This window comes from Pseudomonas taiwanensis (assembly GCF_013393345.1).
Classification (GTDB): domain Bacteria; phylum Pseudomonadota; class Gammaproteobacteria; order Pseudomonadales; family Pseudomonadaceae; genus Metapseudomonas; species Metapseudomonas resinovorans_C.
In genome coordinates this window covers 36,016-51,431 of the sequence record NZ_QJRF01000030.1, presented here as the reverse complement: position 1 = coordinate 51,431, position 15,416 = coordinate 36,016, and the positions used below count along the sequence as shown (strand labels likewise).

The 15,416-nt window shown below is 61.7% G+C and carries 14 protein-coding genes; 7 read left to right on the top strand and 7 right to left on the bottom strand.

Annotated elements, in window-relative coordinates:
• Positions 1–68: 68 nt before the first annotated feature.
• Positions 69–839, bottom strand: coding sequence for a GntR family transcriptional regulator (locus DM872_RS01515; protein WP_179057797.1), 771 nt, complete (start codon positions 837–839; stop codon positions 69–71).
• A 616-nt stretch (positions 840–1,455) separates the two neighbouring features.
• Here DM872_RS01515 and DM872_RS01510 point away from each other — a divergent pair.
• On the top strand, positions 1,456–2,805 hold the full coding sequence (locus DM872_RS01510; protein WP_077521651.1) for an NCS2 family permease: 1,350 nt from the start codon (positions 1,456–1,458) through the stop codon (positions 2,803–2,805).
• 547 nt (positions 2,806–3,352) lie between these two features.
• Here the strand turns inward: DM872_RS01510 and uraH are convergent.
• Positions 3,353–3,706 carry a hydroxyisourate hydrolase gene (gene uraH / locus DM872_RS01505; RefSeq protein WP_179057999.1) on the bottom strand — a complete coding sequence of 118 codons (354 nt, stop codon included), beginning with the start codon at positions 3,704–3,706 and terminating at the stop codon, positions 3,353–3,355.
• Between the two features lie 425 nt (positions 3,707–4,131).
• Here uraH and puuE point away from each other — a divergent pair, with 425 nt between their 5' ends.
• The 6 genes from puuE to DM872_RS01475 all read left to right on the top strand — a co-directional run bounded on the left by puuE (position 4,132) and on the right by DM872_RS01475 (position 10,217).
• Positions 4,132–5,061, top strand: a complete 930-nt coding sequence (puuE, locus tag DM872_RS01500) for an allantoinase PuuE (RefSeq protein WP_179057796.1) — start codon at positions 4,132–4,134, stop codon at positions 5,059–5,061.
• On the top strand, positions 5,058–5,573 hold the full coding sequence (uraD, locus tag DM872_RS01495; RefSeq protein WP_179057795.1) for a 2-oxo-4-hydroxy-4-carboxy-5-ureidoimidazoline decarboxylase: 516 nt from the start codon (positions 5,058–5,060) through the stop codon (positions 5,571–5,573). Before puuE ends, uraD begins: the two co-directional genes overlap by 4 nt.
• Positions 5,574–5,734: 161 nt before the next feature.
• The gene (locus tag DM872_RS01490) at positions 5,735–6,238 is read left to right on the top strand and encodes an ureidoglycolate lyase (RefSeq protein WP_077521645.1); all 504 of its coding nucleotides are present in this window, start codon (positions 5,735–5,737) and stop codon (positions 6,236–6,238) included.
• Positions 6,239–6,291: 53 nt separating this feature from the next.
• Positions 6,292–7,611 (top strand): urate hydroxylase PuuD, encoded by a 1,320-nt coding sequence (locus tag DM872_RS01485; RefSeq protein ID WP_179057794.1) that lies wholly within the window; start codon positions 6,292–6,294, stop codon positions 7,609–7,611.
• A 239-nt stretch (positions 7,612–7,850) separates the two neighbouring features.
• Entirely contained in the window at positions 7,851–9,197 is a 1,347-nt protein-coding gene (locus tag DM872_RS01480; RefSeq protein WP_179057793.1) for a nucleobase:cation symporter-2 family protein, read from the top strand.
• Between the two features lie 168 nt (positions 9,198–9,365).
• Positions 9,366–10,217, top strand: coding sequence for a nucleoside-binding protein (locus DM872_RS01475; RefSeq protein WP_179057792.1), 852 nt, complete (start codon positions 9,366–9,368; stop codon positions 10,215–10,217).
• 252 nt (positions 10,218–10,469) lie between these two features.
• Here DM872_RS01475 and DM872_RS01470 read toward each other — a convergent pair whose 3' ends face one another.
• The 5 genes from DM872_RS01470 to moaA all read right to left on the bottom strand — a co-directional run bounded on the left by DM872_RS01470 (position 10,470) and on the right by moaA (position 15,350).
• Positions 10,470–11,279, bottom strand: coding sequence for an outer membrane protein OmpK (locus DM872_RS01470; RefSeq protein ID WP_179057791.1), 810 nt, complete (start codon positions 11,277–11,279; stop codon positions 10,470–10,472).
• 123 nt (positions 11,280–11,402) lie between these two features.
• Positions 11,403–11,723 carry a hypothetical protein gene (locus tag DM872_RS01465; protein ID WP_179057790.1) on the bottom strand — a complete coding sequence of 107 codons (321 nt, stop codon included), beginning with the start codon at positions 11,721–11,723 and terminating at the stop codon, positions 11,403–11,405.
• 233 nt (positions 11,724–11,956) lie between these two features.
• Entirely contained in the window at positions 11,957–12,775 is an 819-nt protein-coding gene (locus DM872_RS01460) for a substrate-binding periplasmic protein (RefSeq protein WP_179057789.1), read from the bottom strand.
• Between the two features lie 66 nt (positions 12,776–12,841).
• Complete coding sequence (locus DM872_RS01455; protein WP_179057788.1) at positions 12,842–14,200, bottom strand: 8-oxoguanine deaminase; 1,359 nt, start codon at positions 14,198–14,200, stop codon at positions 12,842–12,844.
• Positions 14,201–14,354: 154 nt separating this feature from the next.
• The gene (gene moaA, locus DM872_RS01450; protein ID WP_179057787.1) at positions 14,355–15,350 is read right to left on the bottom strand and encodes a GTP 3',8-cyclase MoaA; all 996 of its coding nucleotides are present in this window, start codon (positions 15,348–15,350) and stop codon (positions 14,355–14,357) included.
• Positions 15,351–15,416: the final 66 nt, after the last annotated feature.

Here is a 15,416-nt window from a genome sequence, read left to right as displayed (position 1 = left end):
AGCGAATGAATTCGCCCCCACGGAAAACAAAAGCCCCGCATTCGCGGGGCTTTGTTTGCCGGCTCGTATCAGGCGCTGCGAGGCGTACCGCGGCCAGGCTTCTTCTTGGTCTGCAGCAGGTGCGAGAACACCGCGTGCAGGTCGTCCGAGGCACCGCTTTCGTCCAGGTTCAGCTTGTCGTCGATGTGGTCCATGTGATGCATCATCAACATCACGGCGCGTTCTGCATCGCGGGACTCGATAGCGTCGATCAGGCGATTGTGTTCATCGAAGGAACAGTGGGAGCGGCTACCGCTCTCGTACTGGGCAATGATGAGCGAGGTCTGCGACACGAGGCTGCGCTGGAAGCTCACCAGCGGAGCGTTCTTCGCCGCCTCGGCCAGCTTCAGGTGAAACTCGCCGGAAAGACGAATGCCGGCGCCACGATCACCACGGGAGAAGCAAGCTTGCTCCTCGAGGACCATCTGCCGCAGTTCCTGCAATTGCTCAGCGGTGGCGTGCTCGACCGCGAGCTCGGTGATGGCACGTTCCACCAGACGGCGGGCATAGAAGATCTGGCGGGCTTCCTCGACGCTGGGGCTGGCCACCACGGCGCCACGATTCGGCCGCAACAGCACCACACCTTCGTGGGCAAGTCGCGACAGGGCACGGCGAATGATCGTGCGGCTGACACCGAAGATCTCGCCCAGGGCTTCTTCGCTCAGCTTGGTACCGGGTGCGAGGCGCTGCTCGAGAATGGCATCGAAAATATGTGCGTAGACGACGTCGTCCTGAGTGCCGCTGCGGGTGCTTTTGGCTGTGCGCGGCTGCTTCTTGAGTGGCTGCAACTGTTCGTTCATGGGGGCTCGCGTCAAAGGGGGTCGGCGGTCTTCCAGGGCCCTTTTTGCCCCTTTCCGCCGGGCTGAACGGGTGGATCAGCGAGGGAAATCAGGGAAAAAGCGAAGGATATTGTACACAATCATCCGACCTTGAACAGTTTCGCCGCAGCTCGAAGCCCATTCCTGACCGGTTGCACAGGTTTTTACAGCCGTTCTCGAATGGCTCATCGAGCAACGACTGAAGCGACAAATCAGCGTATTTCCCTACATTTTTTTGTCATAAGCGCGCCTGTCCGAGTGCCATTCCGTGCTTTCGACTGCCTCCCCTCCATTTCCCCTCCAAAGCACAAATTTCACTAACTAATTGTTTTTAAACGAATTTCATAGTTCGTTAGGTTGCAAATTGTCGCAGCAAAACCTAACCCATCAGTCAGCTTTTAGAGATTGGTGCGTTTTTTCGAACATTGAAAACATTATTTGTTTTTTTTGTATACAAAGGCATAATCGCGCCGTGACTTCCTGACCCTGCGGTCAAGTATTGGAGGAAGTGCACCACTCACGCCATCCGCCTCAGTCAGTCCGGAGCCAACTCCAGGCTCTGGGTGAACAAAACAAAAGAGATGAGGAGTACCACGCTGTGGAAAGCATCAAACAACAAGAACAAGGAACGTACGTCGCTACACCGCCCGCCAAGGGCCTGCTTGAACGTCTCTTCAAGCTCAGCCTGCACGGCACCACCGTGAAGACTGAACTGGCTGCAGGCCTGACCACCTTCATCACCATGGCCTACATCATTTTCGTCAACCCGAACATCATGGCCGATGCCGGGATCGATCATGGCGCAGCCTTCGTTGCCACCTGCCTTGCCGCAGCCTTCGGCTGCCTCCTCATGGGCCTCTACGCCAACTGGCCGGTGGGTCTCGCCCCGGGCATGGGCCTGAACGCCTTCTTCACCTACACCGTGGTCAACACCATGGGCTACAGCTGGCAGATCGCGCTTGGCGCGGTGTTCCTCTCCGGCGTGCTGTTCATGATCCTGACCTTCTCGCGCATTCGTGAGTGGTTGCTGAACAGCATTCCGAGCAGCCTGCGGTTCGCCATGGGCGCAGGTGTCGGCCTGTTCCTCGGGCTGATCGGCCTGAAGACCGCTGGAATCGTCGTCGCCCATCCGGCCACCCTGGTGCACATCGGTGACCTAACCTCCCCCGGTCCGCTGCTGGCCGCCATCTGCTTCCTGATGATCGCGGTACTGGAATACCGCCGCATCTTCGGCGGCATCCTGATCAGCATCCTCACCGTGACCCTGATCGGTGTTGGCCTGGGCATCGTCAAGTTCGGCGGCGTGTTCTCCATGCCCCCGAGCCTGGCCCCGACCTTCATGGCCATGGACATCACAGGCGCGTTCAACGTGACCATGGTGAGCGTGATCCTCGCCTTCCTCTTCGTGCACATGTTCGACACCGCCGGCACCCTGATGGGCGTTGCCCAGCGTGCCAACCTGGTGCAGGAAGACGGTCGCATCGAGAACCTGTCCCGCGCCATGAAGGCTGACAGCGCCTCCAGCGTGTTCGGTGGCGTGCTCGGCGTACCGCCGGTCACCAGCTATGTTGAAAGTGCCGCGGGTGTAGCCGCTGGCGGCCGCACCGGTCTGACCGCCGTGACTGTGGGCATCCTGTTCATCGCCGCCATGTTCTTCGCTCCCCTGGCCGGCATGATCCCCGCCTACGCCACCGCTGGCGCCCTGATCTATGTTGCGATGCTGATGATGGGCGGCATGGCCCACATCGACTGGAAGGAACACACCGAAACCATCCCGGCCATCGTTACCGTGATCATGATGCCGCTGACCTTCTCGGTCGCCGACGGCATCGCCCTGGGCTTCGTGACCTACGTGGTAATGAAGGCCTTCACCGGCAAGTACAAGGATGTGTCGGTAAGCCTGTACGCACTGTGCGCCATCTTCGTGGCCAAGTTCATCTTCCTGTAATCACAAGCACCCTCTTCACCAGGCCCTGTCGCGCTGCGCCAGGGCCTTTTCATTTATGTGAAGAAAGCGTGACCACGAACCAACCGCCCTGCTCACTACACCCCCGATACCTCCCGTAGGAGCGAGCTCTGCTCGCGAACCGTCCTAGCGCGATCTGCGCAAGCCGAGTGCGCCGCTGGAAGGCAATCGAGAGTCCGGAAACAGGGCTGGAGTGCGGCTTTCAGTGCGCGACGCCAATCCGCCAGATGCCTGGCAGCGACAGCCCGAAAGGATTTCCGACCACCGACCGCCGCCCAGAAAATTGCCGCCTAGACTCTTCCCTGATCCGACATTCACCCATGCACCTGCACAGCCTTTCGAGGCTGACATACAGCTCTGGTCCTATCGGTTCCCCATGCTCCCTTGCGCATCTCCCCGTGATGCGCTTAAGCCCGACCTTGCGCCGGGCTTTTTTTTTACGCCGCACTTTCTTGCAGGCATAAAAAAGGCCCGCAGTGTGAACGGGCCATAAAGACTCCAGTGAGTCGAGGGTAACGAGAATCGTGGACTAGCTACCGCGGTAGGTGGAGTAGCTGTAAGGGGAGATCAGCAGCGGCACGTGGTAGTGGTCCTGTTCGGCTGAAATGCCGAAGCGCAGCACCACCACATCAAGGAAGGCCGGCTCGGCCAGTTTTACGCCACGGGCGCGGTAATAGTCGCCGGCGTGGAAATGGATCTGGTAGACGCCGCTCTGGTAATCGGCACCCTGCAGCACGGGCGCATCGCAGCGGCCGTCATCGTTGGTAACGGTAGTGGCAACCAGCTCCAGGCCTGCGCTCTCGACGCGGTAGAGCTCGATCTTGATGTCACGGCCAGGGCAGCCGTGGGCGGCATCCAGTACATGCGTGGTCAAACGTCCCATTGCTCGCTGGGCGTCCACCGGGCCGTTGCACTGGCCGCGATCGGAACGCCACACCTCCTCTGCTTGTTCATATAGGTGCGTGGTCAGGGGCCAAGGCCCCAGGTACGGAGCGCAGAATAACACGCGACCAGTCGAATGTAAGACATAAACACAAAAAATTGTACACAATCACCACATCAATACGGATCAACCCTGCCCAATCCGCGCCAACAGCGAATTTCAACGTACCCGGCGTGCACCGGGCCTTGTCCCGTTTATACCTGACCAAATGGGCAGGTTTATAACCGCCACCCTAGCCGACGAATTTAGCGAATTTTTGATTTACAAAACGCATGACAGTTTGTATACAATCACCCCATCCACGGTCGCGCACCACTTTCCCGGGCTGTCGCTGATCGATCCAACAGACGAGAAGGAAGACTGCAGTGAGCGCTGAGTACCCACGCGACCTGATCGGTTACGGCAATAACCCACCCCATCCGCACTGGCCAGGCGAAGCCCGCATCGCCCTGTCCTTCGTCCTCAACTACGAGGAAGGCGGCGAGCGCAATGTGCTGCACGGCGACAAGGAGTCCGAGGCCTTCCTGTCCGAGATGGTGGCCGCCCAGCCGCTGCAGGGCGTGCGCAACATGAGCATGGAATCCCTCTACGAATACGGTAGCCGCGTCGGCGTCTGGCGCCTGCTGAACCTGTTCAAGAAGCACGACATCCCGCTGACCATCTTCGCCGTCGCCATGGCCGCCCAGCGTCACCCGGATGTGATCCGCGCCATGGTCGACGCCGGCCACGAAATCTGCAGCCACGGCTACCGCTGGATCGATTACCAGTACATGGACGAGGCCCAGGAGCGCGAACACCTGCTCGAGGCCATCCGCATCCTCACCGAACTGACCGGCGAGCGCCCGGTAGGCTGGTACACCGGCCGCACCGGCCCGAACACCCGTCGCCTGGTGATGGAGGAAGGCGGTTTCCTCTATGACTCCGACACCTACGACGACGACCTGCCCTACTGGGACGCCGCGAGCACCGCGGAAAAACCGCACCTGGTCATTCCCTACACCCTCGACACCAACGACATGCGCTTCACCCAGGTGCAGGGTTTCAACAAGGGCGATGACTTCTTCGAATACCTCAAGGACGCCTTCGACGTGCTCTACGCCGAAGGCGCCGCCGGCGCGCCGAAGATGCTGTCCATCGGCATGCACTGCCGCCTGCTGGGCCGCCCTGCGCGTCTCGCTTCCCTGGCGCGCTTCATCGACTACGTGAATGGCCACGAGAAGGTCTGGTTCGCCCGCCGCGCCGACATCGCCCGCCACTGGCACGCCACCCACCCTTTCAAAGAGCAAGCCAAATGAGCCGCTTCCAGACCCTGACTCCGTCCACCCTGTCCCGCGAAGCCTTCGTCACGGCGTTCGCCGACATTTACGAGCACTCGCCCTGGGTTGCCGAGAAGGCGTTCGACCTGGGCCAGGACGACCGCGTCGACGAGATCGATGGCCTGCACCAGCGCATGGCCGACCTGTTGCTCAGCGCCAGCCATGAAGCCCAGCTGGCACTGATCAATGCTCACCCGGACCTGGCCGGCAAGGCAGCCGTCCGTGGCGAGCTGACCGAAGCCAGCACCAGCGAACAGGCCGGTGCCGGTATCCACGAATGCACGGCTGAAGAGTTCGCGCGCTTCACCGAGCTGAACGACGCCTACAAGGCCAAGTTCGGGTTTCCTTTCATCATGGCGGTGAAAGGCAGCAACCGGCACCAGATCCTGGCGGCCTTCGAAGAGCGGATTCACAACTCTCCCGAAGCCGAGTTTTCCAGGGCGCTGGCCGAGATCAACAAGATCGCGCTGTTCCGCCTGCAGCAAATGTAAGCCGCAGTCGCACCGCCCCTATTCAGGACCGGGTGGGCCACGGCCCGCCCATCGGCTCTCCGCCACAGAGGAGAGCCAGGGGGGAGGATGGAAATTCCACCTCCCCTACCGGCCCCGCCCTCTCGGGGGATGGGAACCAGCAACGAACAAGTAGAACAGCCATGCGAACCCTGAAGATCGAGCCCCTGACCAAAGAAGCCTTCGCCCCGTTCGGAGATGTGATCGAAACCGACGGTAGTGAGTACTTCATGATCAACAACGGCTCCACCCGCCGTTATCACAAGCTGGCGACGGTCGAAACCGCCCAGCCGGACGACAAGGCGATCATCAGCATCTTCAGCGCCGAATCCCTTGAGATGCCGCTGCGCATCCGCATGCTGGAACGACATCCGCAGGGCAGCCAGGCCTTCATCCCGCTGCTCGGCAACTCCTTTCTGGTCGTGGTCGCGCCACTTGGCGATGTACCTGTACCGGGTTTGGTCCGTGCCTTCCTCTCCAATGGCAGGCAGGGCGTTAATTACCATCGCGGCGTTTGGCACCACCCGGTGCTGACGATCGAAAAGCGGGATGACTTCCTGGTGGTTGATCGCAGCGGTTCTGGCAACAACTGCGATGAGCATTTCTTCACTGAGGACGAGCAGCTCCTCCTCGACCCCCACCACTAATAAGAGAAGCCCAACGATCGGCGTGCTGGTCAGCGGGAAAAGAGGTAAACACTGTGGAAGCACATCTGACCGAATGGCTGAACCTGAGCATTCGCTGGGTTCACATGATCACCGGTATCGCCTGGATCGGCGCATCCTTCTATTTCGTCTGGCTGGAGAACAACCTGAACCGCGCCAACCCGCGCGACGGTCTGTCGGGTGACCTCTGGGCCATCCACGGTGGTGGCATCTACCACCTGGAGAAATACAAGCTCGCTCCGCCGAAAATGCCGGACAACCTGCACTGGTTCAAATGGGAAGCCTATTTCACCTGGTTGTCGGGCGTCGCCCTGCTGACCGTGGTGTTCTACATGAACCCGACCCTGTACCTGATCGCACCCGGCGTGGACATCGCTCCGGCTGCCGCCGTCGCCATCGGCATCGGCTCGCTGATCGCAGGCTGGTTCATCTATGACTTCCTCTGCGACTCGCCGCTGGGCAAGACCCCTGCCCTGCTCGGCCTGGTCCTGTTCCTGCTGGTGATCGGCGCTTCCTGGGGCTTCACCCATGTGTTCAGCGGCCGTGGTTCCTACATCCATGTCGGCGCCCTGATCGGCACCATCATGGTGGGCAACGTGTTCCGCATCATCATGCCGGCCCAGCGTGCCCTGGTTAAGGCCATCGAAGAAAACCGCACCCCGGACCCGGTCCTGCCGGCCAAGGGCCTGCTGCGTTCGCGCCACAACAACTACTTCACCCTGCCGGTGCTGTTCATCATGATCAGCAACCACTTCCCGAGCACCTACGGCAGCCAGTACAACTGGCTGATCCTGGCCGGGATCGCGGTGATCGCAGTACTGGTGCGTCACTACTTCAACACCCGCCACGACAGCAACAAGTTCGCCTGGACCCTGCCGGCCGGCGCCCTGGGCATGATCTGCCTGGCCTTCGTCACCGCGCCGAACTACAAGGCCGCCGAACCCAGCCTGGCCGTGGAGCCCGCCCACCAGGAGCAGGCCACCCCCGCCACCAGCAGCGCCGCTGCCCCGGCAACCGGCTCCAGCGAAAGCAAGCCGCAGGCTGCCGCTCCGGCGCAACCTGCTGCAGCGCCGGCCCAGGCCAGTGCCGCAGGCGGTAACTTCGACAAGGTCCACAGCGTGATCAAGGAACGCTGCGCTGTCTGCCATTCCGCCAAGCCCACCAGCCCGATGTTCACCTCGGCGCCGGGCGGCGTGATGCTCGACACCCCGCAACAGATCCAGATGCTCGCACCGAAGATCCAGGCCCAGGCTGTCGCCAGCCAGATCATGCCGCTGGGCAACATCACCCAGATGACCCAGGAAGAGCGTGACCTGATCGGCAGCTGGATCGCCCAGGGCGCCAAGACCAACTGAGCATCGGCGAGGCTCCTGAAAACCCGGGACCTCGTGCACGACCACGGCGGGTGGTGACACCAAGCATCACCCGCTTTCAAGCCTGCCCCCAGGCAGGCTTTTTTTATTCCTCGCAGTACCAGCACGACCCCGGCCAGGAGTCACCCTCCCGGCCAGCAACATGAATACCCGGCAAGCCGCTCCCACGAGGTGCGGCATTGCCAAGCGACTTACAAGAACAAAAGCGCCCGAGGTGTTGCATGACCACTCCGACAGAGCGAGAAATCGCCCTTTCGCCCGCTGACCAGCGCCTGCCCCTGATGCAATTGCTGCTTGTCGGTTTCCAGCATGTCCTGCTTATGTACGGTGGCGCCGTTGCCGTACCCCTGATCGTCGGCCAGGCCGCCGGTCTCTCCCGTGAAGAAATCGCCTTCCTGATCAACGCCGACCTGCTGGTCGCCGGTATCGCCACCATCGTTCAGTCCATCGGCATCGGTCCGGTCGGTATCCGCATGCCGGTGATGATGGGTGCCAGCTTCGCTGCCGTCGGCAGCATGGCGGTAATGGCCGGAATGCCTGGCGTCGGTATCCAGGGGATTTTCGGCGCGACCATCGCCGCTGGCTTCTTCGGCCTGCTGCTCGCCCCCTTCATGTCGCGCATCGTGCGCTTCTTCCCGCCGCTGGTAACGGGCACCGTGATCACCTCCATCGGCCTCACGCTCTTTCCGGTAGCGGTCAACTGGGCCGGCGGCGGTAACGCGGCAACCCATTTCGGCGCCCTGGAGTACCTTTCCATCGCCGGGTTGGTACTGGGCACGATTCTGTTGGTGAACCGTTTCCTCAAAGGCTTCTGGGTCAACGTCTCGGTGCTGATCGGCATGGCCCTGGGCTACGCCCTGGCCGGTGCCAGCGGGATGGTCGACCTGAATGGCCTCGAAGAGACGCCCTGGTTCCAGCTGGTGGAGCCGATGCATTTCGGCATGCCGAAGTTCGAGCTGGCTTCGGTGCTGTCGATGTGCCTGGTGGTGGTGATCATCTTCGTCGAGTCCACCGGCATGTTCCTGGCCCTGGGCAAGATCACCGGACGCGAGGTCTGCCCCAACGCCCTGCGCCGTGGCCTGATGTGTGACGCCGGCGCGTCCTTCCTGGCGGGCTTCTTCAACACCTTCACCCACTCATCCTTCGCCCAGAACATTGGCTTGGTGCAGATGACGGGCGTCCGCAGCCGTTACGTGACGGTCGCCGCCGGGGCCTTCCTGATCGGCCTCAGCCTGTTGCCGAAAGCCGCCTTCCTGGTGGCCTCGATCCCGCCTGCGGTACTGGGTGGCGCAGGCCTGGCGATGTTCGGCATGGTGGCCGCCACCGGCATCAAGATTCTCCACGAGGCCGACATCAGCGACCGGCGCAACCAGTTGCTCGTCGCCGTGAGCATGGGGATGGGCATGGCACCGGTGGTTCGCCCCGAACTCTTCGCCCAGCTTCCTCACTGGATGGAACCCATCACCCACAGCGGCATTGCCATGGCCACTGTCAGCGCCCTCACCCTGAACCTGCTGTTCAACATCCTGGGTGAAAAGGAACGCAGCCGGCACTGCGCCGCGCACTGAATTTGCTCCCATCCGGCCGGTACCCATGAGGTCCGGCCGGAATTCCAAAGCCTGCCTACCCGGCGGGCTCTTTTAACCCCAACCCCGGAGACGGCTGCCTTCGCGCACGGCCGTCAAGGACAGGTCATTTCCGCTTTCTGCTCAACAACAAAAAGAAGGAGTACCCGAATGCGTCGTTACACCAGCCTGGCGCTTGGCGCCGCCTTGTTGGCCACTGGCCAGACCGGATTCGCCGCCGAGGACGGCAAGATCTTCGAATGGGTGAACAACAGTGTTGGCTTCCGCTACGGCCAGCAGTACACCAACCCCAACAACCCGAACAAGTTCGCCAAACGCACCTACAGCTTCACCCATGCGGATGGCTACAAGTACGGCAGCAACTTCTTCAACCTGGACGTGTTCCTCTCCGACAGCCGCGACCCGCGCAAGGGCACCGACCACGGCGGCAGCGAGGTCTATGCGGTCTACCGTCACCAGCTGTTCGCCTCGCGGGTGTTCGACCAGCCACTGGGCACCGGCCTGATCAAGGACTACGCCTTCACCTTCGGCTTCGATGCCAATCGCAACAACAACCTGGCCTCGGCCAAGAAGCGCGCGATCGTGTTCGGCCCCACGCTCAAGTTCAACGGCGCCGCCGTACTCGACCTGAGCCTGATGTACTACCGCGAGAAGAACCACTCGGGCATCCCCAGCGCCAAGCATCCTGACCACACGTTCGACGCCACCTACATGGTCAACCTGACCTGGCTCAAGCCATTCCAGCTCGGTGCCCACGACGCCAAGTTCCAGGGGTTCGTCAACTACGTCGGCGAGAAGGGCGAAGACTACTTCGACAAGGACACCGCCCCGGAAACCCTGATGCGCACTTCGCTGATGGTCGCCGCGATGCCGGGCGCCAAGCGCAAGCCGAACCTGTGGCTGGGCGTCGGCTACGAGTATTGGCACAACAAGTTCGGCGTCGATGGCGGGCGTGGCAGCCGCACCTCGACACCGACGGTGAACCTGGAATTCACCTTCTGAACCGAGTCTTGCCGTAAGGCGTTCAATCCCCTTTGCGACCCGGAGGGAGGCCAGTCGCCGTGAGGGCGAATTGATTCGCGAGTGGCCGTGCAGCGGCGCCCGGTCTGGTACACCGGGAAATCCGCAAGCCCGCATCGCGAATGAATTCGCTCCCACATTGCAGCGAAAGGCTTGTGCCATGGATTGGCTCTCCTCCCCTTTCAACCGTGGGGATGGCGCATCGCGCCTCCCCCGGTCTTTTTTCCCGATGGATCAGAAATGCACTTTGACCAGCAGGCTGGCGGTGTTCTGGTCGGTGCCATCGAGGATCACGTCACCCAGGAAGCTCTCGCTGTCGATACCGTACTTGTCCTTCCAGTAGTCGTACTCGACACCGACATACAGCTGCTTCTCGCCCCATCCCATGGCCTTGCCCAGGTCGTACTTCACCTGCGGGTTGAAGTGCAGGTTGGCGTGGTAGGTGCCACGGCTGTTCTCGTCGTTGTCCACGACCCAGTCCATGAAACCGTCGATCAGGATGTCGGAGTTGCCCACCGGAATGGTGTAGCTCCACACCGGAGTGATCTGCCAGACATTGTCGCCGGGACGGCTGCCATCGGTGGTGCGGTTGTAGAAGTTGACCTGGAAGAAATCGAAGCCAGGAATGGCGAGGTCGAAGCCCGGGCCGATCAGGTAGGACTCGACGTCGCCTTCGCCAAACTCGTAGGTCATGGCGAGCAGCACGTCGGTCACAGGGCCGAACTGGATCTTCTGGTCGAAGATCTTGCCGAGGGAAAGGCGCGGTTGGAATTCACCGTAGTAGGTGTTGTCGCCCACCTGCGCGTCCTTCTCGCCGTTGTAGAAAATCTTGTCCACGAAGAAGAAGTTATCGCCGTACTTCCAGCCATCCGCATGCTCGAAGGTGACGGTTTGCTGGATTTCCGGATTGACCTTGAAGTTCTGGCCATAGAGGTAGGTCAGGCTGTTGTTCTGCCAGAACAGCAGGTCACCGGCGATGGCCTGGCCGCCCCCGAGCAGGCCGGTCGAGAGGGCAAGGCAGTGCGGCAGATACTTGGCATTCATGGTTTTTTCCCTTGTTGTAGTGGGTTTTCAGTTTTTCCGCCCCGCACCCACCCGGAGCCCGCCCCGGTTTCCGGGCAGGCTGCAGGCAGGTTCGGGATTGGAGGGAGTTGCGCGCGCCGTGCGTCAGCCGGTCAGGCCGAGGCGGTGTTGGCGGGCGATGCCGGACGGGCTGTCTTCAGCGTTGCGCTGTTCGGCTACGTCCAGGGAGTACTGCCTGGCCTCGGTGGTCGAGGACAGGAGGAAGCATTCTTCTACGTCGGCATTTCTGTCCGGCTGGTCCGGGCGGCAGTGCAGGCAGCCGAACACAGGTGCCAGGGCGCTGGTGGCGGACAGATGAGCAAGCAACGGATGGGGACCTGCGAAGCGGTATCGCCTCGCCTGCGGCCGGCGGTGGGCGCCGTGCCTGAGGTCGTCACGAACCTCGGAGATATCGAATGAACTCATGGGTAAAGCCTGCCTATTGTTTTTGTCGGTCGTGGGCTTACAGGGTGGCGTGAGCCCCCTCATGCAGTTGCTTCATCAGAAAAGCTGATCTGGCGGTCAGGTTTTCCGAATTATATACACTCTGTGAACATCTCAAACAACAGTTTCTTTCAGAATTGTGTACAACATTTCGAGCCTGATTCGCTCCAGGTCCATGGAACGCCTCTGGAACGGCGCTTGCGTACCGGAACGGTTCAGGGATTGGTCTTTTCCTTCTGGCGCTTCAGGAAATCGACTTTCCACTGCTCCATCCCGAGGTATTCGGAATCCAGATTGGCTTCCACCTGATAGCGGGCCTTGAGTGCATCCACTTCCTGGCGGTGCTCGGCGAGAAAGCGATCGAAGCGAGCGATCAGTTCGGGGTACTTGAGGCTGGAAAGGTTGAAGGTGCCGCGGGTGTGGGGCAGCTTCGGGTCGAACACCAGGGCCCCTGGTCGCGCACGGATGTTGTCCAGGTAGTAAGAGGCAACCACCACGTTGTAATAGGCGCCGTCAGCCTCCTGCTTCATGGCCTGCTTGATCATCTGCCCAAGGTCGTCACTGCGCACAACCTGGGTATGACCCGCATCGATGCGGTCCTGGTAGGTCCAGGGCGTCCAGCCGTCCACCACCGCCAGCCTGGCCAATTGGTCCACGCCCTGCCCCTGACGCTTGGGCGCTACCAGCACACCGTCCACGTACTCCACCACCGGCAGGCTGTAGCGGATGTTCTTGCCACCTTTCAGGTCGCCCGCCCAGTTGGCGTTGTCGGGATACTTGAAATCGATGCTGCCGTTGAGCAGATGCTTGGTGAGTTGGTGGACCGGCAGCGCCTGGTACTGGATATCCAGCCCGGCATCGCGCGCGAACAGATCCAGCAGGTCGCGGGCAAAGCCCCGGTACTCACCCTGATCGCTCATCCAGTAATGGGGCTGGAAGGATTGCTGCTCAACCCCAATCACATAGGTCTGCGCCAGGGCGCCATTCGCGGACAAAAGGCCAGCAGCCAGCCAGCCGAAAACCCGAGGTTTCATGACCTCCTCCTTGTTTTCCATTGCACGGGAAAGACAGGAGCGGGACGACCCGCTCCCGGTTACGAGTTACTCGCCGAGCACCAGTTGACGTGCCAGCTCGTTGTGGCGCTCCAGCACGCGCGGGAGGTCCACGGTCACCACCTGGCCATCGCGTACGACCACCTTGCCGTTGATCACACTGGTGGACACGTGGGTCGGGGTGCAGAACACCAACGCCGCCAGCGGGTCGTGGAGCGCGCCGGCATAGGCGATGTGATTGAGGTCGAAGGAGACGAAGTCGGCCGCCATGCCCGGCGCCAGGGCACCGATGTCATTCCGGTTGAGCACCTTCGCGCCGCCCAGGGTGGCGATCTCCAGGGCTTCGCGAGCGGTCATGGCATCCGGCCCGAAACCGACTCGCTGCAGCAGCAGCGCCTGGCGCACTTCACCGATCATGCTGGCGCCGTCGTTGGAGGCGGAGCCGTCCACGCCCAGGCCCACCGGCACACCGGCGTCGCGCATGCGGCGCACCGGGGCGATGCCGGAGGCGAGGCGCATGTTCGAGCAGGGGCAGTGGGCAACACCGGTACCGGTGCGGGCGAACAGCTCGATGCCGTGCTCGTCCAGTTGCACACAGTGGGCATGCCAGACGTCGTGACCGACCCAGCCCAGGTCCTCGGCGTACTCCGCCGGCGTCATGCCGAACTTCTCGCGGCTGTAGGCGATGTCGTTGACGTTCTCGGCCAGGTGGGTGTGCAGCGAGACGCCGTAGTTGCGCGCAAGCACGGCGGCTTCACGCATCAGATCGCGACTGACGGAGAACGGCGAGCACGGTGCCACGACGACCCGCAGCATCGAGCCATGGGACGCATCGTGGTAGTCCTCGATCAGGCGCTGCGACTCCTTGAGGATGTCCGCTTCCTTCTCCACCACGGAGTCCGGCGGCAGACCGCCCTGGCTGCGGCCGACGCTCATGCTGCCGCGAGCGGCGTGGAAGCGCATGCCGATCTCACCGGCGGCGTGGATGCTGTCATCCAGCTTGCAGCCGTTGGGATAGATGTAGAGGTGGTCGCTGGAGGTGGTGCAGCCGGAGAGAATCAGCTCGGCCATGGCGGTCTGGGTCGAAACGCCGATCATTTCAGGGGTCAAACGCGCCCAGATCGGATAGAGGTTGGTCAGCCAGTTGAACAGCTCGCCGTCCTGGGCGGCCGGCACCACGCGGGTCAGGCTCTGATACATGTGGTGATGGGTGTTGACCAGGCCGGGAATGACGATCTTGCCCTTCATATCCAGCACTTCGTCGGCGGTCTGCGGCAGTTCGCTGCTCGGCCCGACCTGCACGATGCGGTTGTCCTCGATGAACATCCCTCCCTGCCGGATCTCCCGGCGCTGGCCATCCATGGTCACCAGCAGGTCGGCGTTCTTCACCAATAGCGTCTTGGCCACGTGTCTTCTCCTTCGCCTCGAGGGCGCTCTTGTTTTGAGTATCAAAATGGCGTCGGGGTCCTTGGGGACGCCATGGCAAGGCGCGTCATCGAAGACAGTAGGTCTCCTACGGCGAGATGACGTAACGCAGCCAGGGCTAACCCAAGGAGCTCGATCAGCCGCCGGTCATGCTCATGAAGCGAACTACCTGGACCTGGGAATCCGCTTCGAAATGGTGTTTCTCGGGCTTGAGCCTGAGTGCATCGATCAGCGCGGCGCGCAGCCTCTCCCTGTCTCCGGGATGTCGACGGATCAGCGCCTTGAGGTCCAGTGCGCCTTCATGGCCGAGGCAAAGCACCAGCTTGCCTTCGGCGGTGACGCGCACACGATTGCAGTCGCCGCAGAAGTTGCGGCTATGGGGAGAGATGAAACCGACCTGGGTTTCAGTGCCGATCACCTGGTAATAACGCGATGGGCCACCGGTTCGATAGCTGCTGGGCAGCAGCTGGAAGCGCTGGCCAACACGCTCGCGCACTTCTTCCGAGGTGCACAGAGTGACCTTGCGCTCGTGGCTGGAGATGCTGCCAAGGGGCATCTCCTCGATGAAGCTGATATCCAGTCCGCGCTCGACCGCAAAGGCAACGAGGTCCTGTACCTCGTCATCGTTGCGGCCTTTCTGCACCACGGTGTTCAGCTTGATCCGACGAAAGCCCGCAGCACGCGCCGCGTCGATTCCGGCCAGCACCTGGTCGAGGCGATCGCGACGAGTGAATGCGGCAAAGCGCTCGCGCTGTAGGGAATCGAGACTGATGTTCAGGCGGGTGACGCCACTGCGACGAAGATCGGTGGCCATGTGCGCGAGCTGCGAACCATTGCTGGTGATGGCCAGGTCTTCCAGTTCCTCACGGGCGCCGAGTCGTGCCAGCAGGGAGGTCAACCCCTTGCGTACCAGCGGCTCACCGCCGGTGATACGGATACGCTTCACACCGAGGTCGATAAAGGCATCGGCAACGGCATAGAGCTCTTCGAGGCTGAGGATCTGCGCCCGGGGAGCGAAGACCATGTCCTCGCTCATGCAGTAGGTGCACCGGAAGTCGCAACGGTCAGTGACCGAGAGGCGCAGATAGGAAATTCGACGCCCGAAGGGGTCGAGCAAGTGGTTGTCTTGCATGGGTGACGTCTGCCGCAACACGCACCGGACAGGGCACCGATGACATGGACGGATGCCGAATGGAAA